Origin of the sequence: Leifsonia sp. Root227 (assembly GCF_001428745.1) — a bacterium.
Classification (GTDB): Bacteria; Actinomycetota; Actinomycetes; order Actinomycetales; family Microbacteriaceae; genus Leifsonia.
Genome location: NZ_LMIO01000001.1, coordinates 1,052,667 through 1,076,410 on the forward strand (window position 1 = coordinate 1,052,667; position 23,744 = coordinate 1,076,410).

Here is a 23,744-nt window from a genome sequence, read left to right on the forward strand (position 1 = left end):
AGCGAGCGCATAGATTCTTTGTTCCGGAACAGCAGTCCAGAGCCTCTGCCTGTGCTGACCATCCCAGAATTGCGCATACAGCTACAGCGGCAGGCAAATCTCATCGTCGAGACAGGCACCGGCGGTCGTGGGTTCGCAACCGTTGAGCCCGAGTACCAAGAAACCGACGAGGTCCTTGTCGCGAACTTCGCCAGATTCGGACTCGAACCGCCGTTTCCTTGGCGTTCGCTATGGGAATGGTACGGGTTCTATTCGCAGAATCTCGGTACCTATCGCGAGCGGCGGGAGCATCTGGCAGCCTTGACTCGCGCGGCGTTGGAAGAGTTGCGAAAGGTGGAGGCTATTGGCGAAGTCCACGATCCAACTCCGGATGACGACTCTCCTACGTGGGAGAAGGTCAATCCGCGTGTCGCGGCCCTAATCAAGGAATATGGTTCTGCGCGAGATCGAGACACCTGGCAAGATGTTGGCCGCCGAAGTCGCGAGATTCTCATTGACCTCGGCAAGTTGATCGCCGATCCGGCCCTGGTGCCGGAGGGCCAGGAAGCGCCAAAGGGAGCTGACGCGCGCGCCTGGTTCGACCTGCTTCTGGCTACTCGTGCCGCGGGCAAGGACAAAGCTGAGCTACGGTCGATGATGCGTTCGACGTGGGATCTTGCTCAGAAGGTAACCCACGGAGACATCGACGATGTGGATGCTTTCGCGTCCGCCCAGGCCACCGTTCTGCTTGTACGTACGACTCAAAAACTCCTGGAATCCGACTAGGACAGGGTGCGTCGCCAAACCCGCTGTTCGGAGCTATCCGGGTATCCCCAGGTGACGAGCAAGGTTGTAGACGCGGGGCTTGCGAAAGTCTTCGAATAGTCGAAGTACAGCGATTCACCCGGATGAAGTTGGTCCACTGGCTGCTCCTGGAACAGAGTGATGTCGTTGCTGTCGCCGGGCTCGGTGATGGAGACGGCCCAGAGCGTTTCCTCGCCAGTGTTGCGAAGCTCGTACTTGTTTTTGGTCTGTTGCACGAGAGTCCAGGGATCCTTCGGCAATGACTTCCGCGCGATGTCGTTGGCTTCTTCGAGGGCCGAGGCGGAGCGGGTGGCTGCTGAGGCAGACTGGGTCGCTGCGTCGAGCGCGGACTTCTCGTGCTGTTTTGCTGCGTCGCGGGCACCTTCGGCTGCGATGCGGTCAGCACGGGCCTCCTTCGCCTGCAGGATAGCGACGACGACGCCGATCGCAGTGACCAAGAGTAATCCAAGATTGATGATGTTCGAAGCGTCCACAGCCGTACAGTAGCGGTCCTAGCGCTCGGCCACACGGAGCTCAAGAGGAGGGCCGACGCGGACACCCGGCGCTCCGATGCCCGTATTCACTGAGGATGATTCTCGCGTTCCGGGCGTGTTGGTTAGCGACGAAAGTGACGGGGCGCGATCGGTCGACGGGGTATCGTGCGAAGGGAGTAGGGTCACCAACCCTCAGCAGTCCGGCAAGCACATGTTCGGTTCGCGCCGCACGGGCGGCCGCTCGGCTAGACTCGGTGCGCGGCTCAACCGCGAAGATCGAGGAGCGGCAGGGTGAGGCGATGAGCGCAAGCAAGGGCGAACTTGCCGCGTTGACCCGTATGTTCTCGTCCACGGTCGTTCGTGAACTCGGTAGGCAAGGTAAGTCAGGACTTCTCGCTCGACTGCTGCACCAGTCGGGAGCGGCCCAGGCCTTAAAGTCCGAGGCAACCGTGGGCGACGCGTTCGATCACGCCTTTCACGTCCTGCGCTCGCTCGGGAATCGAGACGAGTATGTATACCGCTCCGCGATCACCCAGAAGATCCTGCTTGGCCAGCACAGCCTCCGCACGGCGTCTATGTTGGGCGAGGCGCGAGTCGGAGCCTCGAAGGCGGACGTAGTCGTCTTCAACGGCACATCGACCGCTTACGAGATCAAATCCGAGCGGGACTCCCTGGCCCGCTTGCGGAGTCAGGTGCTGGCCTACTCTCAGGTGTTCGCCGTAGTCAACGTGGTCACGAGTCCCTCGCATGTAGTGCACGTGCTTCGGCAAGTCCCCGAGTATGTCGGGGTGCTCGTCCTCACCGATCGATTCACACTGAGGATGGAGCGGCGCGCAATAGGTGACTCCTCTCGCACCGAACCACTCGCGATACTCGACTTTGTTCGCCTCGATGAGGCGTTTGCCATTCTGCGAGAGGTCGGAATCGAGCCTCCTCGTGTTCCGAACACGCAGATACGTGGCGCCCTGAACGAACTGTTTGCCGACCTTGAGTCAACACGCGTGCACGACCTAATGGTGTCAACGCTGAAATCGTCCCGCTCTCAAAGTTCCGCTGAGAACTACATCAAATCCATCCCAATGTCCCTGCGTGCTGCCATGCTTACGTTAAAGATGAATGACGCGTCCGAGCAGAGGCTCCGCGACGCGACACGCTTGCCCATAGGTGCCGCACTCGCTTGGAGATAGCTCATGTACTACCCATACTTCCGAGGAAAGCAGTTCGAACTCCTCGCGCTCCGTGAGAGCGCAGAAGTGCTAGCCGAAGCTTCTTTCGTTCCCATCATCGAACCGGTGCGGGAGTCGCTCAACGGCCTCGAGCGAGCACTTGCAGCAATCGGCGATGCGGGCGGTCGGGCAATCGTGATTGTGAACCCGCGTCATGGCGACCACAAAGATGACGGGGCGAACATCAGCGCGTTCCTGAGCGACAACTACAGGGGAAACGATGCCATTTCCGCTGGAGTCCTACTCCTCAGCACCACGAGCTTCGACGAAGCCGAGGCACTCATATCGAGCCATGCTCAACATAGCCCGGCCATCGTCCACTCCGGCTTCACAGCGGCGCGCGACGTCGCGGAGTTTCTCCGCGACCGTGAGATTGAGGCGACCAATGTATTCAGCGAGGCTCATGCGAGCATGCTCTATCGGAAGCACTTCGGAAGCGGAAACCGAGTATTGGTCCGCGATGGCTTCGAGCAAAAGAAGAACGCGGACTACGAACCGTCCGCGTTCTTCTCCGATCTCCACGTCACGTTCGAGGACCTCAACATGCAGGGCTACGGCGACTTCCTCACGGTGGGGGATCGGTACACCGAAGGTGGCGGTCCGGCATACGCCGTTGCAATCCATCTGACTTACATCGACCCCACGCAAGACAACGCTATGTACGTATATCACTTCAAGTCCGATTCGAACGACACGCCCACAGACCCGGCGAACAAGTTCGCTGAGGCTCTCGCGAAGCTCATCGCGAAGCTCGATAGTGTGGACTCCAAGCTCCTAGCGACATCGGCCACGGAGGAGTTCCGTCGGCTTTACGAAGCGGGCCACTTCCCGGGCCTTGGCTACATAAAGAAGCTATCGATCCGGCATCACATCGAGACGCTCGCGGACTATCACCGCAACGTGGATGGCTGAGCGCCTGTGCTGCGCTGAATGCTTCAATGACAGTTTCCTGCGCGAATTCATCTCCGACAAGCTCAATTCTAAATTGGGGGTGTGCGGCTACTGCCGCGTCGCTAACGTCGCCCTGGTGGAGCCATCTGTCCTCCGTGAGTCATTCGAGAATCTGCTCGCGATATACGAGACAAACCCGGACGGACTACCGCTACCCGCGCTACTTCGGCGTGATTGGGGGCTTTTCTCCGGCCCGGTGATGCGGGACGACCCAGCGGCCAAAGAGCTTCTCGCGGACATTTTCGACGATGGCGAGATCGTGAGAAAGCGCTACTTGGCATCGGGCAAGCACAGCGCTACCAGCTTGGCCCGCTGGGATGAGCTGCGCGTTGAGATGATGCACGGCAATCGGTGGTTCCTTGAACAGAAGATTGACTACGACCGGCTTCGGGAGCTTCTCGATTACCTAATCGTTGACCCGACGACCCTGAGCCCAAGCTGGCACCGGGCTCGTATCGTCAGTGATGATCCGTTTCCACTTGACAGGATGGGCGCTCCGCCGTCGAAGAAGGCGGGGCACGGGCGCGCGAATCCAGCAGGCATTCCATACCTGTACCTTGGGTCGACCCCGACCACAGCGGTATCGGAAATGCGGCCACACACGGGCGAGCTCGCGTGCGTCGCCGAATTCGAGATACCCAGCATGAAGACCGTCGACCTCCGGGCTCCACGCGCGCGCATATCGCCCTTCGAGCTCAACGACGACGAAGTCGGTCAGATGCACGCGGATCTGCCGCTTCTTGAGCGTCTCGGGGACGAGCTCACGCGACCAGTGCTACCTCAAGGCGCGCCGTTTGAGTACGTCCCGAGCCAGCATCTATGCGAGTTCATCAAGAGCTGTGGATTCGATGGCGTGGTCTATCGAAGCTCGGTCAGCGACGGTATCAACCTGGCGCTGTTTCACCCAGATCAAGCGACTGGGGTCAGCGTAGACCAGTACAACGTCACCAAGGTCGAGGTGTACGTCTCCGCCAAAGAATAATGCGCCGACTGCTTCTGCGCTTGTCTGGGGCTCGGGAGGCAAAGTGACAGCGGCAACCTGCGCCGAAATGGTCTCAAGGTCGCACCCCGAGTGGTGGTACGACCCGCCGGATAGTTTCGTGGGTCCGAGTTGCTGTAACGACGGTGTCCGATCGGACTTTGGTGTGCGCTATCGGGACCAGATTGCCGACGGACGCAAGCCATTTGGCGTGAGAGTATGGCCTTGGCGAGCACCTAACGTTGGCAGCAACGTTGGGGGATCTCCCTACTTCGCCTTCCCCGAGTTCGCCGCCCGCCGCACGAACCCGATGATCAGCGTCGCGATCACCAGCACGATCCCGATGATGCCCAACCACAGCAGCCCCTTGATCGCGAACCCCACGATCGCCAGGATGACCCACAACACGACGAGAACGATCACCAAGATGAGCATGTGCCCACCGTACGCCTGCTTTGGCGCACCATCGACCTAGCTCGCGCGCCTCGTTTCGTACCTGCTCATCAGCACACCGCCTGGCAGCGTGCGTGTCTCCACCAGGTCGAGGTTCACCCAGCTGTCCAGCGCGGAGAAGAACGGCAGTCCGCCGCCCACCAGCACTGGATGCGTGACCACGGTGTACTCGTCGATCAGCCCTGCGCGCATGGCCGTGCGGGCGAGGGTCGCGCCGCCCACCCGCATCCGCCCGTCGTCCTCGGCTTTGAGGCGGGTGATCTCCGCGAGCGCGTCGCCGGTGAACAGGCGGGCGTTCCAGTCGACCGTCGACATCGTGGAGGAGAACACCACCTTCGGCGTGTCCCGCCAGTTGCGCGCGAAGGCGATTTCCGCTGGCGTTGCGTTGGGCTGCCGGTCGCCGGTCGGCCAGTACGAGCTCATGGATTCCCAGAGCTTGCGGCCGTAGAGGAACAGGTCGATCGCCTGCTCTTCCTCGAGCCACCATTCGAACAGTTCGTCGCTCGGCGCGCTCCACCCGATGTCGTCGCCCGGGGCGGCGATGTAGCCGTCCAGCGTCACGTTCATCCCGTAGACCAGTTTTCGCATAGCGTCATGCCCTCCGTCAGCCGATCCCGGAAGTTTAGAGCGCCCCTCCCGGCAGGGGGAAGCAACATGATGCAGGGAATGCGACGCGATCCGAGGGTGTAGACAGAAGCGTGACCACCTTCGAGGAACTCCTCCACCGCAACCTGCTCGACGTCTTCAACGAGCGCGATGAGGCGCTGCGACGCCCGGTGCTCTCCGAGCTGTACGCACCGGATGCACGCTTCGCCGACCACGACGGCGTGGCTGTCGGGCCGGACGCCATCAACGAGAAGATCCGCGAGCTGCACGCCAGGACGCCTGGCTTCGCGTTCGTGCCGGGACGGTTCTACGAAGTGCAGGATCTCGCCACCGTCGAGTGGTCGTACGGGCCGGCGGGAGCCGAACCCGTCGTGCACGGGACGGACGTCGCGCTGATCCGCGACGGGCGCATTTCCGCGCTCTACGTCTACCTCAGATAGGCCGCGACCCGTCAGCCGGGGAGCCGGCATGCGGCGCGGGGCGGACCGTTCGCCACCGCCGCCGCCAAAAGGGGCGTACCGTCAGCACATGGAACACTTATATACGGCGCAGATGCGAATGCCGAGCGGTACGACCGTTGTCGCGGTGGCCGAGACCATCAACGGAGAGCCACAGCCCCGCGTCCGGTTCGAGACGAAGACGCTCGGCGCGACGACGAGCGGCTGGGCCGTTCCCCTCACGGAGCAGGCGAACTGGCCGTCGAGCTGCCAGTACCGGGCAATGACGCCCGCCGAGATCACCCTCGACAACGCCGCCCTCTGACGACGCGCAGCGTGGCGCGCCCCGGTCGGATCACCGGGCGGCGCCCGCTGCCACAGCCCGTCCCTGACCTCGCCCCCTGCCGCGACGACGCGGCGTCCGCACCCGCATCCCCAGTGCCCCTGGCTCGACCGTCAGCGTCACAGACACGACGCTCCCGTTCGGGTCGCCGTCCAGCTGGATTTCCTGCTCCTCCTCGAAGCGCACGCGCATCTGCTTCGCCTGCGCATACCGGATCGCCCGAGCCTGGGGCGTGATGCGTCCGACGAACCTGCCGAAGCCCGTCCGGTGGAGCAGCCGGTTGAAGGTGAGCCGGTAGCCGATGTTCGTCCAGCCGCCTCCGCCGCGCGGCCGGAGCACCACAGCGTCGAGGAGGCCGTCGTCGACCGTCGCGTCCGGGATCAGGAGAAGCCCTGCGGTGAGGCTGCCGGAGTTGCCGACGATGACCGTGTGTGCGCGCAGCGCGATCTCCGGGGCGTCGTCGAGCTGGTAGACCATGTCGAACTGTTTGTTGCCGAGGATGCTGCGCGCGATCGGGTCCGAGTACGCCAGCCAGCCGATGCGCTTCTTGAGGCGCTGGTTCGTGTGGGCGGCCATGTGCGCATCCAGGCCGATGCCGGCCATCACCAGGAACGCGCGACGCTCCTCCGAGCCGTCGGCCCTGACCAGCACAGCGTGTCCGAGGTCGACCAGCCTGGTCTCGCCGGTGAACGCGGTCTCCACGGCGGCGGACAAGTTGTTGATCGGGAGGCGCAGCTCCCGTGCGAACAGGTTCCCCGTTCCCGCAGGCACCAGACCGATCGGGATGCGCGTCCCCGCGAGCACGTCCGCTGCCGCCCGCAGCGTCCCGTCTCCTCCGACGATCACGATCAGGTCCGGCTGCGTCGCCGCCGCGTCCTGCGCGGCCGCGCGGCCGTCGTCGTCCGCGCTCGTCTCGAACCATTGGGATGCGGCCCATCCGCCCCGCGACTCCTGTGCGGCCACGCGCGCGCGCAGCACGGAGACATCCACCTTGGTGGGGTTGAGCACGAACGCTGCGCGACGTGCCGGAGTGTGGTGGTCCGGTTGTGCGCTCATCCGCCAAGGATATGTCGGCCGGCGGTCCCGATCAGACCGGCGACCCCGATCTGACCAACACGAGAGTTAGGCCGTCGCGGACGGCTCGTGCGGGAAGAGCCGGTCGAAGCCCATCACCAGCGCGCCGCGCACCGCCGCGTCCTCCGCATCACGGATGGACTCGATGCGAAGCCGGGAGGTGGTTGCGGGCAGGGCGCGCGAGTACAGCGTCTCCCGCAGCCCGGTCATCAGGTGGTCGCCCAGCCCGACCACCCGTCCGCCCATCACGAGCACGTCGGGGGCGATGGCCGTGACGAGGCCGATCATCGCCTCGCCGATGTCGCGGCCCGCCTGGCGCAGGGTCGCGATCGCGATCTGGTTGCCCGCGGCCACGAGCGGCTGGAGTTCGTCGAGGGACGCGACGTCGAGTCCGTCGTTGCGCACCTGGTTCAGGATCGCCGGAGCCGAGGCGACCTCGCCGACGCAGCCGTAGTTGCCGCAGTTGCACGGGATGCCGTCGCCGTGCGCGACAGGGATGTGCCCCAGCTCTCCCGCGAGACCGCGCAGGCCGCGGTGCAGCCGGCCGTCGATGATGAGCCCTGCGCCGATCCCCGTCGCCACCTTGACGAAGACGAGGGAGCGGCTCTGCGCATCCAGGGTGGGGAGCAGGCCGAGCGCCATGAGGTTGGCGTCGTTCTCCACGACCACGGGAATGCCCAGGGCGCGCTCGAACGAGGCTCCGTCGACGGTGAGGTCGGCGTACATCGGCATGCTCTTGTTGTCCTCGACGGGGCCGGTCACCCCGACCACCGCGATCCGGATCAGCTCGGCTGACACGCCCGCCTCGGCCACCAGTTCGTCGCGGAGCCGCGCCGCATCCGCAGGTCCGTCCGATCCTGCCGCGCCCAGCGAGTACCCGTCGATCACGCTGCGGGCGAGCACCGCTCCGCCGATGGTCGCGATGGTCGCGGTCACCTGGTCTTTGCCGAAGCTCGCGACGAACACCAGGATGTTGTCCTCGTTGAGCCGGAAGAGTGCGCTCGGCCGGCCGCGGCCCGAGAGCTGGTCGCCTGACTCCACGATCCAGCCGCCGGCGAGGAGGTCGTCCAGGCGGCTGCTCACCGTGTTGCGCGCCCAGCCGAGGGTGCGGCCGAGGTCGGCGCGGGACTGCTCGGCGCCGGAGAGCGCACGGATGATGCTGAGGTGGTCGTGGCGCAGCTCGGCAGCAGTCATGTGACTAGACAATCACAGCTCGGCCACCGTCGAGGCCGCATCCCGTCCGCGCCGTCAGACTGCCAGCATTTCGTCGATCCGCCTGGGGGAGAGGAGTTCGTCGATCGCGAGAGAGCTCGCGCCGAGCACGGCGGCCTCGTCGCCCGCGCGGGACTGGCTGATCGTCAGATGCTCGCTCGCCAGCGGCAGGGCGCGGGCGTAGACCACCTCGCGGATGCCGGCGAGCAGATGCTCGCCTGCGCTGGCCAGTGAGCCTCCGACCGCGATCAGCGACGGGTTCATCAAGCTGACGCATCCCGCCAGCACCTCGCCGATGTCCCGTCCTGCCTGGCGCACGGCCTGCGCGGCAGGGATGGAGCCGCGCGTCGCCAGGCTGACGACGTCGTGTCCTGTCCGCACCTCCACACCGGATGCGCGCAGTGCGCTCGCGATGGCCGGTCCGGATGCGATCGCCTCCAGGCAGCCCGTGTTGCCGCAGCGGCACTCGATGTCGGAGGCGCGGGCGATCGAGATGTGGCCGATGTCTCCCGCGGTGCCCTGTGCTCCTCGTTGCAGCCGGCCTCCGGCGATCACTCCCGCCCCGATGCCCGTGCCGATCTTCACGAACAGCAGGTTCTCGCGGGCGCGCGGGTTGGCTGCGCGCTCGCCGAGGGCCATCAGATTGACGTCGTTGTCGACGAGGACGGGCACGTCGAACTCGCGGCCGACCCAGGCGGGGATGTCGAAGCCGTCCCAGCCGGGCATGATCGGCGGGTTGCTCGGCCGGCCTGCAGGGAACTCCACAGGACCAGGCACGCCGATCCCGATGCCGAGCAGGTCGGACTCCTGGCGTCCGAGCTCGGTCAGCATCGACCGGCAGACCGCGGTGAGCCAGCCGAGCACCTCGGCAGGGCCGGTGTCGATCGCGACGGGTTCGCTGCGCCGCGTGAGGATGTCTCCGGCGAGGTCGGTGAGGGCGATGGTTCCGTGGCTCGCACCGAGGTCGGCTCCCAGGACGACGCCGGCGCGGGGGTTCAGGGCGATCTGCGACGGAGGGCGGCCTCCGCTGGAGACGGCGTCGCCGACCGTGGCGAGGAGGCCGAGATCGAGGAGGTCGCCGACACGCGAGACGATCGTGGAGCGGGACAGTCCGGTGAGGACCGACAGCTGGGCGCGGGTGCGGGGGCGGCCGTCGCGGAAGAGCTGGAAGAGCTCTCCTGCTCGTCTCCCTGTCGCTTCGCGCACTTCTTCGCTGTCTTGCACGTCGGTAGTCAAGCATGAGCACTTTTGCGTTTACAAGAGCAAAAGAAAAGTGTCTTTGAACTAATTCTGCTTTTGAAGTAGCGAAACCAAACTGATTCATGTCAATATTCCGCACATGGCACTCACCGTCGAGATGAAAACGAGGACGCTCCGCACCGCATTCGTGGGCGGTGGCTTCATGGCGGCCGTCCACTCCAGGGCGGCACGCGCCGCTGGTGCGACGATCGCCGGTGTCGCATCCTCGACCGCAGAGGGCGCAGAGCGCGCAGCGACAGCGATCGGCGCCGACCGCTCATACGCGAGCGTCGACGACCTCCTCGCGGCAGACGTGGACGTCGTCCACATCTGCACCCCGAACAGTACGCACGCGGAGTTCGCGTTGGCCGCGCTCGCCGCTGGGAAGCACGTCGTCTGCGAGAAGCCGCTCGCCACCGGTCTCGGCCAGGCGCTCCTGCTGGCCGACAGGGCGGAGGCCGGCAGCCTCGTCGCCACCGTCCCGTTCGCCTACCGCTTCCACCCGATGGTCAGAGAGGCCAGGGCGCGGGTCGCCGCCGGTCGCCTCGGCCGGATCCTCACCATACAGGGCCACTATCTGCAGGACTGGCTCTCCAGCAGCTCCGACAGCGACTGGCGGGTGGATGCGCGGCTGGGCGGACCGTCCAGAGCCTTCGCCGACATCGGCTCGCACCTGGTCGACCTCGTCGAGTTCGTCGCGGGGGAGCGCATCACGAGGCTCGAGGCCATGACGCGCACGGTCCACGCCGAACGCGAAGGGATCGCGAACGTCGCGACAGAGGACCTCGCCGCCCTCCTCGTCGAACTCGACGGCGGTGCGGTGGGAACCCTTCTCGTCTCGCAGGTCGCTCCCGGCCGCAAGAACAGTCTCGTCATCGAGCTCTCGGGCGACCTCGAATCCCTGCGATTCGACCAGGAGTCGCCGGAGACGGTGTGGCTCGGCCGCACGGACAGGTCATCCGTCCTGCACAGGGATGCGTCCACCCTCTCTCCCGATGCTGCCCGTCTCTCGCTCGTGCCCTCCGGGCACCCGATGGGTTACCAGGACGCCTTCAACGCCTTCGTCTCCGACACGTACCGCGCCATCGCCGGGGAGTTCCCGGAGGGCCTTCCGACCTTCCGCGACGGAGCGCGTGCCGTCCGCCTCACCGAGGCCGTCCTGGCGTCTGCGGCCGGCGGCGGGTGGCAGGACGTCTCCGCCGAGGCGGTCGCCGTCCCCGCCTGAGCCCGCCCCCCGCCGCATCAGGTCCCGCCCCACCATTCGGCCGCGTCCACGGCCGGCCCCGACCCGCATCCGATCCCCGCAAAGCAGAGACCAACCCCGAGGAAGACACAGAACAGATGACCACGCTCACCCACCCGCTGCCCGCCCGCTTCGACCTGATCGTCGTCGGCAGCGGCCCCAACGGAACCATCGTCGCGAACGAGGTGTACCGGCGCCGCACGGACGTGTCGATCCTCGTCGTCGAGACGGGCCCCGAGATCAGCGCCAACGCCGGCGAGCACCTGATCGAGTCGCCGGACAAGGAAGCGCGTCAGGCTTACGAGCGCCTGATGCGCCTGGCCAAGCAGATCGAGTACGTACAGGGCTCCGCGGCCGACCGTCAGCTCACCGAGACGCTCTGGTCCAAGGAGGAGGTGGGCATCGTCCCCGCTGCATACCTCGGCAACGACATGCGCGAGTTCCCCGGCGCCGCGATGGCCTGGAACATCGGCGGGATGGGCGTGCACTGGACGGCGGCCTGCCCGCGGCCGTTCGGCCCTGAGATCCCGCCGGCGGGCGACGGCGACTGGGACGCCGACCTGCGGACGGCGCAGCGCCTGCTCCGCGTCGACCAGACGGTGTTCGCCGCCAACCCGTTCGCGCATCCCGTGCTGGATGCACTGCGTTCCGCCCTCCCGGCAGCCTCCGCCGACCGGTCGGCCCAGCCGATGCCGATCGCGGGCGTGCCGGGGCCGACGGGCAAGGTGCGTCGCACGGGCCCGCGCGACATCTTCCCCGAGCTCTTCTCCGACGACGACCGTGCCCGCCTGGTGACCGGCGCGCTCTGCACGACGATCCTGCACCACGACGGGGTGGCCACCGGCGTCGTCCTCCGCGATGTGCAGAGCGGCCAGGAGGTCGAGATCGCGGCAGGAGCCGTCGTGGTGGCTGCTGATGCGCTGCGCACCCCGCAGCTGCTCTGGGCCTCCGGCATCCGGCCGGACGCGCTCGGCGTGCGGCTCAACGAGCACGCGTCCATCGACGGCGGCGTCGTGGTCGACCCCGTGCGGATCGGGGCCACGGGGATGCGCATCCCGGAGCATCCACTGGACGAGCCGTTCATCGGCGCGTACTGGAGCCCGTCGAACGGCGCCGACCAGCCGACGCAGGGCCAGCTCATGGAGCAGAAAAGCGCAGAGACCGGCCACACCATCGGGATGGGCTGGTACGTCTCCACGGAGATCCGGCCGGAGAACCGGCTCGAGTTCTCCGAGCACGCGACGGACGCTGTCGGCCTGCCGCGCATCACCGCGCGCTTCTCGTACTCCGATCGCGATCTGGAACGCATCGAGTTCGCCCGTGGCATCCAGCGGGCAGCAGCGAACGCCGTCGGCGACTTCGATCAGGAGGCCGCCGTCCTCCTGCCGGCTGGAGCCTCGCTGCACTACACCGGCACCGTGCGGATGGGCGCGGCCGAGGACGGCACGAGCGTGTGCGACCTCCGCGGCGCCGTGTGGGGCTTCGACAACCTGTTCGTCGCCGGAAACGGCGTCATCCCCACCGCGCTCACCTGCAACGCAACCCTGACCAGCGCTTCTCTGTCGGTTCGCACCGCCAGAAGCGTCCTGGCGTGAGCATCAGTCACGCACCCGAGTAAACCCCCTGCAGTCCATTCGAGAAAGGAACGTGAGAACAATGACCCGTTCTCCACGAAGGATCCATCGCTCGCTCATCACCGCAGCCGTCCCCCTCGTCGCGGCAGCACTGGTGCTGACCGGATGCGGGCGGGGCTCCGGCTCCGCCCCCGCAGCGTCGACGCTCCAGATCGACGACAAACCGGCGACGGGCACGATCAACATCTGGGCGGACGGCGCCGACGGCGCCGACCTGCCCAAACTGCTCGCGCCGTTCGAGAAGGACAACCCGAAGGTGAAGGTGTCCATCACCCAGATCCCCGAGGGCGACTTCTCCGCCAAGCTCACCGCGGCCATCGCGTCGGGAACGGTCCCCGACCTCGTCTACCTGTACTCGCAGGACCAGCCGACCCTGTTGGCCACCAACGGCTTCGCACCGGTGCCGGACGGCCTTGTCGACCCGTCGTCGTTCTTCCCCGCGATGCAGAAGGCGGCCGAGGTGGATGGGGTCGCATACGCCGTGCCGTGGTACACGTACGCGAACGTCTTCATGTACCGCAAGGATCTGGCGGAGAAGGCAGGAGCCAGCGCGCCGCAGAACTGGGACGAACTGGTGACCTTCGCCAAGAAGCTCAAGGCGGACGGCGTCGCCAACCCGCTCGGCCTGTCCATCTCCTACGACGGATACTCCGCACAGGAGCTCACTGCGTACGCCAAGCAGAACGGCGGCAGCCTGATCAGCTCCGACCTGAAGAAGTGGACGATCAACGACCCGAAGAACATCGAGGCACTGGAGTTCTGGGGCTCGCTGATCACAGACGGCTACGCCTCCGCGGACTCGCCGACCTTCCTCGACACCGTGCCGTTCCTCAGCTCCGGGAAGATCGCGGGCATCACCAACGGACCCTGGCTGCCGGGCTGGCTCGAAGACGCCAACGGGCCAACCTGGATCGACAGCCACCTCGCGGTGGTCGAACCGCCTGCCGGCCCGGACGGTTCCCGTGCGGCATCCATCGGCGGAGGAAGCCTCGCCGTCCTGAAGGACGCGAAGAACCCGACCGCCGCGTGGAAGCTGACCCGCTGGATGGCGCAGCCGGACACGCAGGTCGCCTGGTACAAGATCTTCAAGAATCTGCCGGCCGTCGAGAAGGGCTGGGACGACGAGTCCATCGCGGGCAACGCCATGCTCAAGCCGGTCAGGGATGCGATCGCGCACGGTGTCTCCATCCCGACCGTCCCCGGCTGGGGTCAGGTGGGAAAGATCGTCGGCCAGCAGATGGAGCGCGTCGCCCGCGGCACGGCGACCGCCAAGCAGGCGCTCGACGACGCCCAGCAGCAGGCAGAGGCCATCGGCACGGGAGTCAAGTAGCAGCCATGACCTCCGTCATCAGCAAGACCAGAGGGGCGGCCTCGAGTCGCCCCTCTGTGGCCCGGCGCAGGGCGACAGCCCCCGGCGTCGCCAAACAGCGCGGCGTCGCCTGGTTGTTCGTCGCGCCGTTCCTCATCCTGTTCGTCGTCCTCACCGCGATCCCGGTGCTCGGCGCGCTCGGGATGAGCTTCACCGACATCACCGCCGCCGACATCAGGAACCCGTTCTCCGTCGACTTCGTCGGATTCTCCAACTTCGTCAATGTGCTCACGAACGCGACCTTCCTCCGCAGTGTGGCGAACACGGCGCTCTTCGTCGTCGTGTGCGTGCCGCTCAGCATGGGCATCGGGTTCGCGCTCGCGGTCATCCTGAACACCGGGATCGCGCGGCTGCGCACATTCTTCCGCGCGGCCATCTACTTGCCGGTCATCACGAACATCGTGGCCGCGGCCGTCATCTGGCAGTACGCGTTCACGATCAACGGTCCGGTCAACTCCGGGCTCGCCACGCTCGGGATCACCGGACCGAACTGGCTGGGCGACCCGTCCTGGGCGCCGCCGACGGTCATCATCCTGGGCGTCTGGCGCAACATCGGAACCTGCATGGTCCTGTTCCTCGCTGGGCTGCAGGCCGTGCCGGAAGAGGTGTACGAAGCCGCATCCATCGACGGCGCCGGGCACTGGAGGCGGCTCACGAACATGACCCTGCCGCTCCTTCGACCGACGACGCTGCTGGTCAGCGTGCTCATGACCGTCTCGTTCCTCAACATCTTCGACGAGCCGTACCTGCTCACCAAGGGCGGTCCGCTCGGCTCGACGGAGTCGATCGCGCTCTGGGTGTACGAGCAGTTCGGGTTCGGGAACGTGGCCGCTTCGATGGCCGGGTCGTTCATCCTGCTCATCCTCGTGGCGGTCGTCGCCGTCGTCCAGTTCAGATTGCTGAGGCCGAAACAGTGAGACAGCCATCCATCGCCCGCAGCGCGGGCATGTACCTCCTGCTCGTCGGCGTCGTGCTCCTGATGCTCCTGCCGTTCGCGTGGGTGCTCTTCGGGTCCTTCAAGACGCAGAACGAGTTCATCTCCGACCCGGGCGCCTGGCTCCCCGAGACCTTCGCGAACTTCTCGAACTATCTCGTCCTGTTCACGGAGAAGTCGTTCGGGCTCTACTTCGCCAACAGCGCCATCGTGTCCATCGTCGCCGTGCTCGGCAACGTGTTCTTCAGCTCGATGGCCGGGTATGCGCTCGCCAAGATCGACTTCAGTGGTCGCCGCTGGGTGTTCCTCGCCGTCGTGGGCTCCATGACCATCCCGTACGTGGCCGTCTTCGTGCCGCAGTTCCTGGTGATCGTGCAGTTCGGGCTGGTGAACACGCTGACCGGCATCGTCGTCCCGATCCTGGTGATGCCGCTGTCCATCTTCATCATGCGGCAGTTCGCGATGTCCGTGCCGGACGAGCTGCTGGAGGCGGCCAGAGTGGATGGGGCGGGGGAGTTCCGCATCTTCTTCCGCGTCTTCCTCCCTCTGGTCGGTCCCGCGATCGCCACGGTGAGCATCCTCACGTTCCTCAACTCGTGGAACTACTTCCTCTGGCCGCTCATCGTCGCCCAGTCGCAGGGCACGTACACGCTTCCCGTCGGCCTCGCCGTCGCCTCGCAGGCGTCGAACACCACAGCGTTCGGCATTTTGCTCGCCGGAGCGGTCGTTGTGCTGCTGCCGGTGCTCATCCTGTTCGTCTTCCTCCAGCGCTACTTCATCCAGGGCGTCGCGACAGCGGGCCTCAAGTAGTTCGACAACCAGTGGACCTCTAGAAAGGAATCCCATGACCATCAGCCGTGACCAGATCGCTCTCAACGCCATCCAGTGGATCAACGTGAAGGCCGATCCGTCCGACCCCACCAGCGAAGACCTGTGGCTCTACCGCGAGCCCAGCTTCCTGGCCGACTATCCGAACGTGCTCAAGCAGGTCAAGGATGCGGGCTTCGACGCAGTGATGATGGAGGTCCTGGACACCCAGACCCTCCAGAACTACGCGTCGATGATCGCGGACTCCGGGCTGAAGCTCGCGCCAGGCTACTGCCAGATCGCGCTGCCGGAGGAGCACGGCGTGACCCTCGAGCGCGGCAGCGCCGAGTGGGTCCGCTGGTTCGACAGCGTGCGTCGCAAGGCCGAGGAGTCCAACTACTTCGGCCTGAAGACGATCTTCTTGGCGCCGGAGGTGCACTGGCTCGACAGCAGCACCCGCACCCTGCGCGCCGCAGCGGTCGGTGCCGACTTCGACCAGAGCAGACTCGAGCGGGTGACCGAGTACCTGAACGACGCGGCAGAGGTGCTGCGGGAAGAGGGCATCCGTCCCGGACTGCACAACCACGTCGGCACCTGGGTGGAGACCAGGGAGGAGATCGACTATGTCCTCGGGCAGATCGACGCGTCCGTCCTCGGCGCGTCCTTCGACATCGGGCACCTGGAGTGGGCGGGCATCGACGCGAAGGAGATGCTCGCGGCGTACGCCGATCGTCTTGTCGACCTCCACTTCAAAGACCTGGACCTGTCGGTCGCCGCGTCGAGCAGGCGGGAGCCCGCCTCGTACCGGGCGACCTCCGATCGCGGGCTCTTCCTCGAGCCGGGGCTCGGCGACATCGACCTCGACGGTGTGCTCCGCGCCCTGCCGGACGGCTTCGGCGGCTGGATCATCATCGAGGTCGACAAGGCGTCGATGGACCCATGGGAGAGCGCGCTGGTCACCAGCCGCTGGCTCACCGAGCACGTTCAGGAGCACGCCACGGCATGAGTGAAGCGGATGCCGGCGGCCGCCCGACGACGTGGAACCGCCCGTTCGCCCGTCTCGCCCGCGAGGCAGGATGGACGTACTACGCGGTCGCCGTCGTCGGGCGGCTGCCATTCGCGATGGCGGTGGTCGGTGTCGTCGGCTTCCTCGTCATCAGCACGGGCTCGTACGAGCTCTCCGGCTGGTGCTCAGCGCTGATCGGCGTCGGAGCCGCCGTCGGTGGACCGCTCCTCGGCCGCGCCGTCGACCGGTGGGGACAGCGCAGGGTGCTCCTGCCGTACATCGCGGTCTACGTGCTCGCCCTGCTCTGCCTGATCTGGCTGGTGACCGTCGGCGCCCAGGAAGCTGCTGTGCTCGCGACCGCCGCTGTGATCGGGCTTGCATCGCCCCAGGTATCGCCGATGTCGCGCAGCAGATTGGCCGCGATGGCGGAGCAGACGCTGCCGCACAGCCAGGTCACCCCCGCGACGAGGACGATGCTGGGGGTCGAGTCATTCATCGACGAGATCACCTTCGTCATCGGCCCCGCGGCCGTCGGGGTGGTGAGCCTGGCGTTCGGAACCGCGGTGCCGATCATCGCCGCAGCCGCCCTGACCGCGGTGGCCGGGGTGGCGTTCGCCTGCCACCCGACCGCGCGATTCGTGCGCGGAGCGGCGCGCCGGCCTGGCGAAGGGCACGCAGCGGCGAAGGGCGCGAGGTGGGCGTGGGCGCATCCACGCATCCTGGTGCTCGCACTGTCTCTCCTGGCCATCGGTGGGTTCTTCGGCTCTACGCTCATCGATGTCACGCGCTTCGCCGGCGCCAGCGGAGTCCCGCAGCTGGCGGGGCTGGTCTACGCGGGCACTGGCGTCGGCTCTGCGGTGTTCGCCCTACTGGTCACGTTCCTGCCTGACCGGTTCTCGCTGGAGGCGCGGTCGATCGTGTTCGCCACGATCACCGCCTGCGCCGCCCTCGCCATCGCGTTCGTCTCATCGCTTCCAGCGATGGCGATCGTCCTGGCGGCCGCCGGCGCGGGAATCGGCCCGGCGCTCGTGACGACGTTCAGCGCCGCCGCAGCCCGGTCGAGCGCCGCGGACCGCACCACGGTGATGACGCTGCTCGGCGCCGGCCTCATCCTCGGGCAGTCGCTCGGTTCCGCCATCGCAGGCGCGCTCGTGCAGGCGAACATCCCGTCGGGGGCAGCGACCGTGGCGGCCGCGTCGGCGGTCCTGCTGCTGCTGCTCTCTCTCGGGAACTTCGCCCTGTTCCGCTCGCGACCGGCAGCCGCCTAGAGCCGGCTACTCCGTCAGGTCGTCCACGGTGGCGCCTGGCGCGTTGTTCTGAACGGACTCGATGCCGTTCTTCGCCGACGCCTTGGATGTGTAGCCTTCCGACGTGGCAATGATCTCGCCGTTGCCCGCCTTCAACCGGAAGCGGTATTCGCCGTTGCTGGACTGGTAGATCTCGAACTTCCCGGCCATCGTTCGTCTCCTTCGTCGCTGCAGCCTGGTTGCTGCCAGACGAGCACACACTATCGGCGAGGGCGATCCGCGTCGAGAGGTGCGTTCCTCTCGCTGGGAGAGCGTCGCTGCCCGGGTGATCGACGCCCATCTGCTCTACCGCCGCGGGGCGTAACGATATATCGTTAACTATCGTTGCGATCCTCACGGAGGTCATCATGAACACGTCATTCCCCGGAACATCCGGCCCGTTCGGTGCAGGAGTCGGCGGCGGCGCCACCGCAGAGAACATGTGGCAGGCGTTCGAGCAGCTCCGCTCCACCTTCGAGAAGCGCGTGAACACACGGATGGGTCGCGGCGACGTCCGCGCCGCCGTCCTCGCGCTGCTCGCCGAGAAGCCCATGCACGGCTACCAGATCATCCGCGAGATCGAGGAGCGCAGCGGCGGCTCCTGGAAGCCGAGCGCAGGATCGGTGTACCCGACGTTGCAGCTCCTCGCCGACGAAGGGCTCATCGTCTCCGAGGAGTCCAACGGACGCAAGACGTACGCGCTCACCGACAGCGGCCGCGCAGAGGCGGAGGCTGCCGGCCCCGCCCCGTGGGAGTCTACGGGCGCAGGCAGCGACGGCCCGGGCGTCGGCGCCCTGCCGAAGGCCGCGTTCGAGCTCGCCCAGGCGGCGGCGCAGGTGCGAAGGACCGGCACGCCTGAGCAGGTCGATCAGGCGGCGACCGTGCTCGACGACGCACGTCGCAAGCTGTACGCGATCCTCGCGCAGGACTGACGCGGGTGTCGTCGGTTCGTCCCGATCGCGCAGGCACGCAGGGCGCGGGGTCGACGCGCGCCCGCTATCGCCGCATCCTGCGGTTCGCCGGCTGGAATCTGGCCGTCACCTGGTGGTATGAGCTGTTCCTTCCGCGCATCGGCCTGCAGAATGTCGCCGAGCGCACCAGGTCGAAGCGGATGCGGCGCTTCGCCCAGCGTTTCCACGGGCTTGCGGTGGAGCTCGGCGGCCTGATGATCAAGGTCGGCCAGTTCATGTCGTCCAGGCTCGATGTGCTCCCCCCGGAGATCACCACCGAGCTGGAAGGGCTGCAGGACGAGGTCCCTCCGGTGCCATTCGCCGCGATCCGCGCTCTCGCGGAGGCCGAGCTGGGCATCCCGCTCGGCAGGGCGTTCGCGCAGGTCGACGAGACGCCGGTGGCTGCCGCATCCCTCGGCCAGGCGCACCGGGCGCGGCTCGCGCCGACCGACGCGGCCGACACCGGGCTCGACGGCGTCGTCATCAAGGTGCAGCGACCGGGGATCGGAGCGATCGTCGATGTCGACCTGGCCGCGCTGCGCAAGGTGGGCGGCTGGCTGAGCAGGGTGCGGCTGGTGTCGGACAGGGTCGACATGCCCGCGCTGGTTGAGGAGTTCGCGCACACCAGCCTGGAGGAGATCGACTACCTGCACGAGGCGGAGAACGCCGAACGGTTCGCCGAGCAGTTCGCCGGTGATGCCAGGGTGGCCGTGCCGGAGGTGGTCTGGGAGCGCACGACCAGGCGCGTCCTCACGCTCGAAGACGTCACCGCGATCAAGATCACGGACACCGCCTCTCTAGAGGCGGCAGGGATCGACCCTGCGCAGGTCGCGCCGGTCTTCGCCTCGGTCATGTTCGACCAGTTGTTCACGAACGGCTTCTTCCACGCCGACCCGCATCCCGGCAACATCTTCGTCACGCCCGTCGCACCAAGCGCACCCGGCGCAATCGCCGCCGAACATCCGTGGAAGCTCACCTTCATCGACTTCGGCATGATGGGCGAGGTCCCTGCCACCACCCGCAGCGGCCTCCGCAAACTCTTGATCGCGGCGGCCTCCCGCGACGGGCGCGGCCTGGTGGATGCGATGCGCGACGTCGGCGTGCTCCTCCCGACCGCCGAGACCACCGAACTCGAGAAGGCGATGACGCACCTGTTCGCCCGGTTCGGCGGCATGGGGTTCGCCGAGCTGAGGGAGGTGGACCCGCGCGAGTTCCGCGACTTCGCCGCGCAGTTCGGCGACGTGGTTCGCTCGCTGCCGTTCCAGCTCCCCGAGAACTTCCTGCTCATCATCCGGGCGATGTCCCTGACCTCCGGGGTGTGCAGCGCGCTCGACCCGCAGTTCAATCTCTGGGACTCCGTCGAGCCGTACGCGGCGCAGCTGCTCAGGGACGAGCGCGGCAATGTCGTTCAGGACATCGCGAAGCAGGCAGTCGAGATCGCCGGGATCGCGCTACGCCTGCCGAAACGTGTGGATGCGCTCCTCGACCGCGTCGAGGACGGCACGGTCGAGGTACGTTCCCCGCGCCTGGAGCAGCGGGTGGCGGCGCTCGACCGAACAGCACGACGACTCATCTCCGCCGTCCTGTTCGGCGCCCTGCTGATCGCGGGCGCTGTGCTTCGCGCGGGCGACGCGGTCTTCGGCACTGTCCTGATGGCCGTGTCCGTGCTGCCGCTGCTGCACGCGCTGTTCTCGGGCTGGCGCCGCCGCTGAGCGCGAGCCGCCGCCGCTGAACCCACCGCAGAGCCGCCGCCGAGCAGGCCGCCGCCCCTGAGCCGCCCGGCGCTCAGAGGCTGTCCGGGTCCAGGTTCAGCGACGTGGATGCGTACAGGAACTGATTGCCGCCATCCCCAGGGAGGTCGGGGTTCAGCCAGAGAAGGTACTCCGTCGGAATCCCGAACCGCGCCGCCACATCCGTCGGGTTGTCGCCCTGCGCGATCGCGTAGCGTTTCGGTGCCCCGCTCGCCGTCGTCGCCGTGACCGAACCGTTCGCGCCTGGCCGTGCACCGCCGTCGACGGGGTGCACGTTCGACGGCCGCACCGGCACCGACCAGTGGATGCTCTCGACCGCAAGCACCTTGTCCGGCCCGAGCTCCACGGGTACGCCGTCGGCGGAGGGCGCAGAGGAGTACGTCACGAGGGTGCCGAGGTAGGAGGGCTGCCCGACGTCGCCGAGCAACGCGGTCGATGCGGTGGCGGCGTTCGTCGGGCCGCCGAGCGGGTGGTCGCCCACACCGTGGAAGGTGAGACCGTCGCCGACGCTCGGCGGGATCTCGAGCAGGGTCACCGACACCGGCACAGGCACCGTCGAGGTGAAGCCCGAGTACTCGGCCGTATACGTGTTGTTGCCGTTGGAGACCATCCGGTAATGGAAGTGGATGCTCCCCTTGGGCGAGGCCACGTCGCCCTCTGCGACGACCGTGCCCTGCGGAACCGGGGTCAGCGTCGCGGGTGGGACGGGCGCCGCGGACGGCGTGGCCGTGCCGATCGCGCCGGTGGCGGTGGTCGATGTCGGCGTCCTGGTTGCCTTCGGCGTCGCGTGCTTCGTGTGCGACGGCATCGCTGCCGGACCGCCGCCGAACAGCGCGCATCCGGTGAGGAGCGCAGGCACGACGAGCGCTGCGCCGGAAACGGCCAGCACCCGGCGCGCGAACCTCGATGTTCCGGCCGCGTCGGCGCGGCCCGTCTTCCCCCTGCGAAACATGCTTCTCCCCGTGTGGCTCCGTCGAGCCTAGCCGGGAGGCGGGCGGAAGCGACAGAGGGTCGCGACCGCCCGCTGGGATCTCATGGGCGCAGCAGCACCTTCCCGACACGTCCTGGCGAGTCGCTCGCCGCGACGGCCGCTCCGATCTCGTCGAGACCGAACGTGCCGGCGACCGGGAGCGTCAGGGTGCCGTCGCTCACGCGCGCGATCAGCTCGCCGAAGAGGACTGCGCGGACGTCGGCGGCCATCTCCTTGCTGACGACGCTGCCCCAGAAGCCCTTCACTGTCGCCTGCTTGAAGATCACGTCTCCGGAGGCGAGCTCGAGCGTGGGCGACGCCATCGCGCCGAACACCACGAGTGTTCCGTTCACCGCCAGCGTCGACAGGACGTCTCCCGCGGAGGAGCCGCCGACCGAGTCGATGCCGACCGTGATGGGCGCGCCGCCGGTGATGGCGGCGAGTTCGTCGCGCCAGCCGTCGCCGTCCGTCGCGATGACCCGTTCGATCCCTTGCGCGCGCAACTCGTCCACGCCGGCAGCGCGGCGCACCAGTCCGACCACGTTGATCCCGCGAGCGGCGCCGAGTTGCGCGACCATCCGCCCGACGGCGCCGTTGGCCGCGTTCTGGATCAGCCAGTCGCCCTCGTTCAGGTCCAGGGAATGCAGCAGGCTCAGAGCGCTGAACGGCATGGACACGAGCTGAGCGGCTGCTTCGTCCGGCAGAGCGTCCGGCACGGGGATGAGCCCGGCCGCGTTCGCGACGAAGTACTCCGCCCACACGCCGAAGGTGCCGCCGGTGACGACACGCTGGCCGATTGCCAGCGTGTCGACGCCGTCGCCGAGCGCATCCACCACTCCGAGCGCTTCGGTGCCCGCCGGTGCAGGCAGCGATGGTTTGAAACCGTAGGTGCCGCGCACGGTCCACAGGTCGTGGTTGTGGATGGGGGAGAGCAGCGTCCGCACCCGCACCTGGCCTGCGCCTGGATCCGGGAGGGGACGCTCCTCGACCGCGAGCACGGCGGCGGGGTCGCCGAAGGCGGGGTGGATGAGTGCGCGCATCGTTCCTGCGCCCTTGTCAGCGGTCATGGTCAGTCCTCCGAGACGGTGATGGTGACATCGATGTTGCCGCGGGTCGCGTTCGAGTACGGGCACACCTGGTGTGCCGCATCCGCGAGGGCCTGCGCCTGCTCGGGCTCGATGCCGGGAAGGACGACCTCGAGGAGAACGGCGAGCTGGTATCCGCCTTCGCCATTCGGGCCGATCTGGACGCGGCCACCGACCGAGGAGTCCTCCAGCTTCACCTTCTGGCTGCGGGCGACAGCCTGCAGCGCGGAGTGGAAGCAGGCGGCGTATCCGGCGGCGAACAGCTGTTCGGGGTTCGTGCCGGCACCGGAGCCGCCCATGTCCTTGGGGACGGCGAGATCGAGGGCGAACGAGCCGTCGCTGGTGGCGACCCGCCCGTCTCGTCCTGCTCCTGTCGAGAGTGCTTCTGCGGTGTAGAGGACGTTCATTCTTGCCTTTCTCGTGCTTGTCAGTGCTGCTCGACCGGACGCTGCGCGCTCACGGCGTGCATCGTCTCGGTGAGATGGTGGAGTGTTCCGATGAGGGCGGCGGCAGCCTGCTGGTCCGGCAGGCCCATGCCGGCGGCGATCCTGGCCGGGATGTGGGCGAGCTCGGTTCTCAGCTCGCGGCCGCGGTCGCCGATCGTGATGGTGACCACGCGTTCGTCCGGCAGACGCCGCTCGCGTGAAACGAGCCCGGCCTGTTCCATCCGGCGCAGCAGCGGGGACAGGGTCCCTGAGTCGAGCTGCAAGTGGTCGCCGAGGGAGGAGACCGTCTGGTCGCCCTCGATCCACAGCGTCACGAGCACGAGGTACTGCGGGTATGTGATGCCCCACGGCTCGAGCAGGGTGCGGTAGGCCTGGGTCGTCGCGCGGGTGGCTGCGTACAGCGAGAAGCACACCATCTCATCGGTCACGGGCATGCAACCATGGTTGCACGCAATCGAGTTGTACA

At 67.1% G+C, this 23,744-nt stretch carries 25 protein-coding genes and 1 pseudogene; 15 read left to right on the forward strand and 11 right to left on the reverse strand.

Translation table 11 applies throughout. From position 1 onward, the window contains the following. Positions 1–51: 51 nt before the first annotated feature. On the forward strand, positions 52–765 hold the full coding sequence (locus tag ASE16_RS04805; protein ID WP_055891223.1) for a hypothetical protein: 714 nt from the start codon (positions 52–54) through the stop codon (positions 763–765). On the opposite strand, the gene ASE16_RS04810 is transcribed toward ASE16_RS04805, so the two are convergent. Next, the gene (locus ASE16_RS04810) at positions 762–1,277 is read right to left on the reverse strand and encodes a hypothetical protein (protein ID WP_055891227.1); all 516 of its coding nucleotides are present in this window, start codon (positions 1,275–1,277) and stop codon (positions 762–764) included. The two genes, ASE16_RS04805 and ASE16_RS04810, sit on opposite strands and share 4 nt — an antisense overlap. A gap of 299 nt (positions 1,278–1,576) precedes the next feature. Here ASE16_RS04810 and ASE16_RS04815 point away from each other — a divergent pair, with 299 nt between their 5' ends. Genes ASE16_RS04815 through ASE16_RS04825 form a run of 3 tightly spaced genes read left to right on the forward strand, consistent with a single transcriptional unit; the run spans position 1,577 to position 4,436 of the window. After that, a complete protein-coding gene (locus ASE16_RS04815; RefSeq protein ID WP_055891231.1) occupies positions 1,577–2,464 on the forward strand; it encodes a sce7726 family protein in 888 nt (295 codons plus the stop codon). A 3-nt stretch (positions 2,465–2,467) separates the two neighbouring features. Further along, a complete protein-coding gene (locus tag ASE16_RS04820; RefSeq protein WP_055891234.1) occupies positions 2,468–3,415 on the forward strand; it encodes a sce7725 family protein in 948 nt (315 codons plus the stop codon). After that, positions 3,408–4,436 (forward strand): RES family NAD+ phosphorylase, encoded by a 1,029-nt coding sequence (locus tag ASE16_RS04825; RefSeq protein ID WP_055891239.1) that lies wholly within the window; start codon positions 3,408–3,410, stop codon positions 4,434–4,436. The genes ASE16_RS04820 and ASE16_RS04825 overlap by 8 nt, the downstream gene beginning before the upstream one ends. A gap of 264 nt (positions 4,437–4,700) precedes the next feature. Here the strand turns inward: ASE16_RS04825 and ASE16_RS19960 are convergent, their stop codons facing one another. Together ASE16_RS19960 and ASE16_RS04830 are read right to left on the reverse strand one after the other, a co-directional pair. Continuing rightward, entirely contained in the window at positions 4,701–4,868 is a 168-nt protein-coding gene (locus ASE16_RS19960) for a hypothetical protein (RefSeq protein ID WP_200949549.1), read from the reverse strand. A gap of 36 nt (positions 4,869–4,904) precedes the next feature. Next, the gene (locus ASE16_RS04830) at positions 4,905–5,474 is read right to left on the reverse strand and encodes a dihydrofolate reductase family protein (protein ID WP_055891243.1); all 570 of its coding nucleotides are present in this window, start codon (positions 5,472–5,474) and stop codon (positions 4,905–4,907) included. 110 nt (positions 5,475–5,584) lie between these two features. On the opposite strand from ASE16_RS04830, the gene ASE16_RS04835 reads away from it, so the two are divergent. Then, positions 5,585–5,932, forward strand: a complete 348-nt coding sequence (locus tag ASE16_RS04835) for a nuclear transport factor 2 family protein (protein WP_055891246.1) — start codon at positions 5,585–5,587, stop codon at positions 5,930–5,932. A gap of 88 nt (positions 5,933–6,020) precedes the next feature. Next, positions 6,021–6,254 (forward strand): hypothetical protein, encoded by a 234-nt coding sequence (locus ASE16_RS04840; RefSeq protein ID WP_157480112.1) that lies wholly within the window; start codon positions 6,021–6,023, stop codon positions 6,252–6,254. Between the two features lie 30 nt (positions 6,255–6,284). Here the strand turns inward: ASE16_RS04840 and ASE16_RS04845 are convergent, their stop codons facing one another. The 3 genes from ASE16_RS04845 to ASE16_RS04855 all read right to left on the reverse strand — a co-directional run bounded on the left by ASE16_RS04845 (position 6,285) and on the right by ASE16_RS04855 (position 9,782). Next, complete coding sequence (locus tag ASE16_RS04845; protein ID WP_235500356.1) at positions 6,285–7,328, reverse strand: diacylglycerol/lipid kinase family protein; 1,044 nt, start codon at positions 7,326–7,328, stop codon at positions 6,285–6,287. A 66-nt stretch (positions 7,329–7,394) separates the two neighbouring features. Then, positions 7,395–8,540 (reverse strand): ROK family protein, encoded by a 1,146-nt coding sequence (locus tag ASE16_RS04850; protein WP_055891254.1) that lies wholly within the window; start codon positions 8,538–8,540, stop codon positions 7,395–7,397. A gap of 54 nt (positions 8,541–8,594) precedes the next feature. Next, positions 8,595–9,782 (reverse strand): ROK family protein, encoded by a 1,188-nt coding sequence (locus ASE16_RS04855; RefSeq protein WP_235500357.1) that lies wholly within the window; start codon positions 9,780–9,782, stop codon positions 8,595–8,597. A gap of 115 nt (positions 9,783–9,897) precedes the next feature. On the opposite strand from ASE16_RS04855, the gene ASE16_RS04860 reads away from it, so the two are divergent. The 7 genes from ASE16_RS04860 (at position 9,898) to ASE16_RS04890 (ending at position 18,058) form a co-directional block, all read left to right on the forward strand. Beyond that, complete coding sequence (locus ASE16_RS04860) at positions 9,898–11,022, forward strand: Gfo/Idh/MocA family protein (protein WP_055891260.1); 1,125 nt, start codon at positions 9,898–9,900, stop codon at positions 11,020–11,022. 116 nt (positions 11,023–11,138) lie between these two features. After that, positions 11,139–12,635, forward strand: a complete 1,497-nt coding sequence (locus ASE16_RS04865) for a GMC oxidoreductase (protein WP_055891264.1) — start codon at positions 11,139–11,141, stop codon at positions 12,633–12,635. Between the two features lie 61 nt (positions 12,636–12,696). After that, positions 12,697–14,004 (forward strand): extracellular solute-binding protein, encoded by a 1,308-nt coding sequence (locus ASE16_RS04870; RefSeq protein ID WP_055891267.1) that lies wholly within the window; start codon positions 12,697–12,699, stop codon positions 14,002–14,004. A gap of 5 nt (positions 14,005–14,009) precedes the next feature. Next, complete coding sequence (locus tag ASE16_RS04875; protein WP_055891271.1) at positions 14,010–14,960, forward strand: carbohydrate ABC transporter permease; 951 nt, start codon at positions 14,010–14,012, stop codon at positions 14,958–14,960. After that, positions 14,957–15,787, forward strand: coding sequence for a carbohydrate ABC transporter permease (locus tag ASE16_RS04880; protein WP_235500358.1), 831 nt, complete (start codon positions 14,957–14,959; stop codon positions 15,785–15,787). The genes ASE16_RS04875 and ASE16_RS04880 overlap by 4 nt, the downstream gene beginning before the upstream one ends. A gap of 34 nt (positions 15,788–15,821) precedes the next feature. Then, positions 15,822–16,790 (forward strand): sugar phosphate isomerase/epimerase family protein, encoded by a 969-nt coding sequence (locus ASE16_RS04885; protein WP_055891274.1) that lies wholly within the window; start codon positions 15,822–15,824, stop codon positions 16,788–16,790. Next, positions 16,787–18,058 (forward strand): MFS transporter, encoded by a 1,272-nt coding sequence (locus tag ASE16_RS04890; RefSeq protein ID WP_055891277.1) that lies wholly within the window; start codon positions 16,787–16,789, stop codon positions 18,056–18,058. Before ASE16_RS04885 ends, ASE16_RS04890 begins: the two co-directional genes overlap by 4 nt. Positions 18,059–18,070: 12 nt before the next feature. Here ASE16_RS04890 and ASE16_RS04895 read toward each other — a convergent pair. Next, a pseudogene (locus tag ASE16_RS04895) lies at positions 18,071–18,247 on the reverse strand (YegP family protein); the annotation flags it as partial. 197 nt (positions 18,248–18,444) lie between these two features. Here ASE16_RS04895 and ASE16_RS04900 point away from each other — a divergent pair. Both ASE16_RS04900 and ASE16_RS04905 read left to right on the forward strand, forming a co-directional pair. Further along, on the forward strand, positions 18,445–19,008 hold the full coding sequence (locus ASE16_RS04900; RefSeq protein WP_055891285.1) for a PadR family transcriptional regulator: 564 nt from the start codon (positions 18,445–18,447) through the stop codon (positions 19,006–19,008). A gap of 5 nt (positions 19,009–19,013) precedes the next feature. Beyond that, positions 19,014–20,738, forward strand: coding sequence for an ABC1 kinase family protein (locus tag ASE16_RS04905; RefSeq protein ID WP_055891288.1), 1,725 nt, complete (start codon positions 19,014–19,016; stop codon positions 20,736–20,738). Between the two features lie 73 nt (positions 20,739–20,811). Here ASE16_RS04905 and ASE16_RS04910 read toward each other — a convergent pair whose 3' ends face one another. The 4 genes from ASE16_RS04910 to ASE16_RS04925 all read right to left on the reverse strand — a co-directional run bounded on the left by ASE16_RS04910 (position 20,812) and on the right by ASE16_RS04925 (position 23,712). Next, a complete protein-coding gene (locus ASE16_RS04910) occupies positions 20,812–21,729 on the reverse strand; it encodes a LysM domain-containing protein (RefSeq protein ID WP_235500359.1) in 918 nt (305 codons plus the stop codon). Between the two features lie 80 nt (positions 21,730–21,809). Continuing rightward, complete coding sequence (locus tag ASE16_RS04915; RefSeq protein WP_157480154.1) at positions 21,810–22,787, reverse strand: zinc-binding dehydrogenase; 978 nt, start codon at positions 22,785–22,787, stop codon at positions 21,810–21,812. 29 nt (positions 22,788–22,816) lie between these two features. Beyond that, positions 22,817–23,239 (reverse strand): organic hydroperoxide resistance protein, encoded by a 423-nt coding sequence (locus tag ASE16_RS04920; protein WP_055891293.1) that lies wholly within the window; start codon positions 23,237–23,239, stop codon positions 22,817–22,819. 20 nt (positions 23,240–23,259) lie between these two features. After that, positions 23,260–23,712 carry a MarR family winged helix-turn-helix transcriptional regulator gene (locus ASE16_RS04925; RefSeq protein ID WP_200949550.1) on the reverse strand — a complete coding sequence of 151 codons (453 nt, stop codon included), beginning with the start codon at positions 23,710–23,712 and terminating at the stop codon, positions 23,260–23,262. Positions 23,713–23,744: the final 32 nt, after the last annotated feature.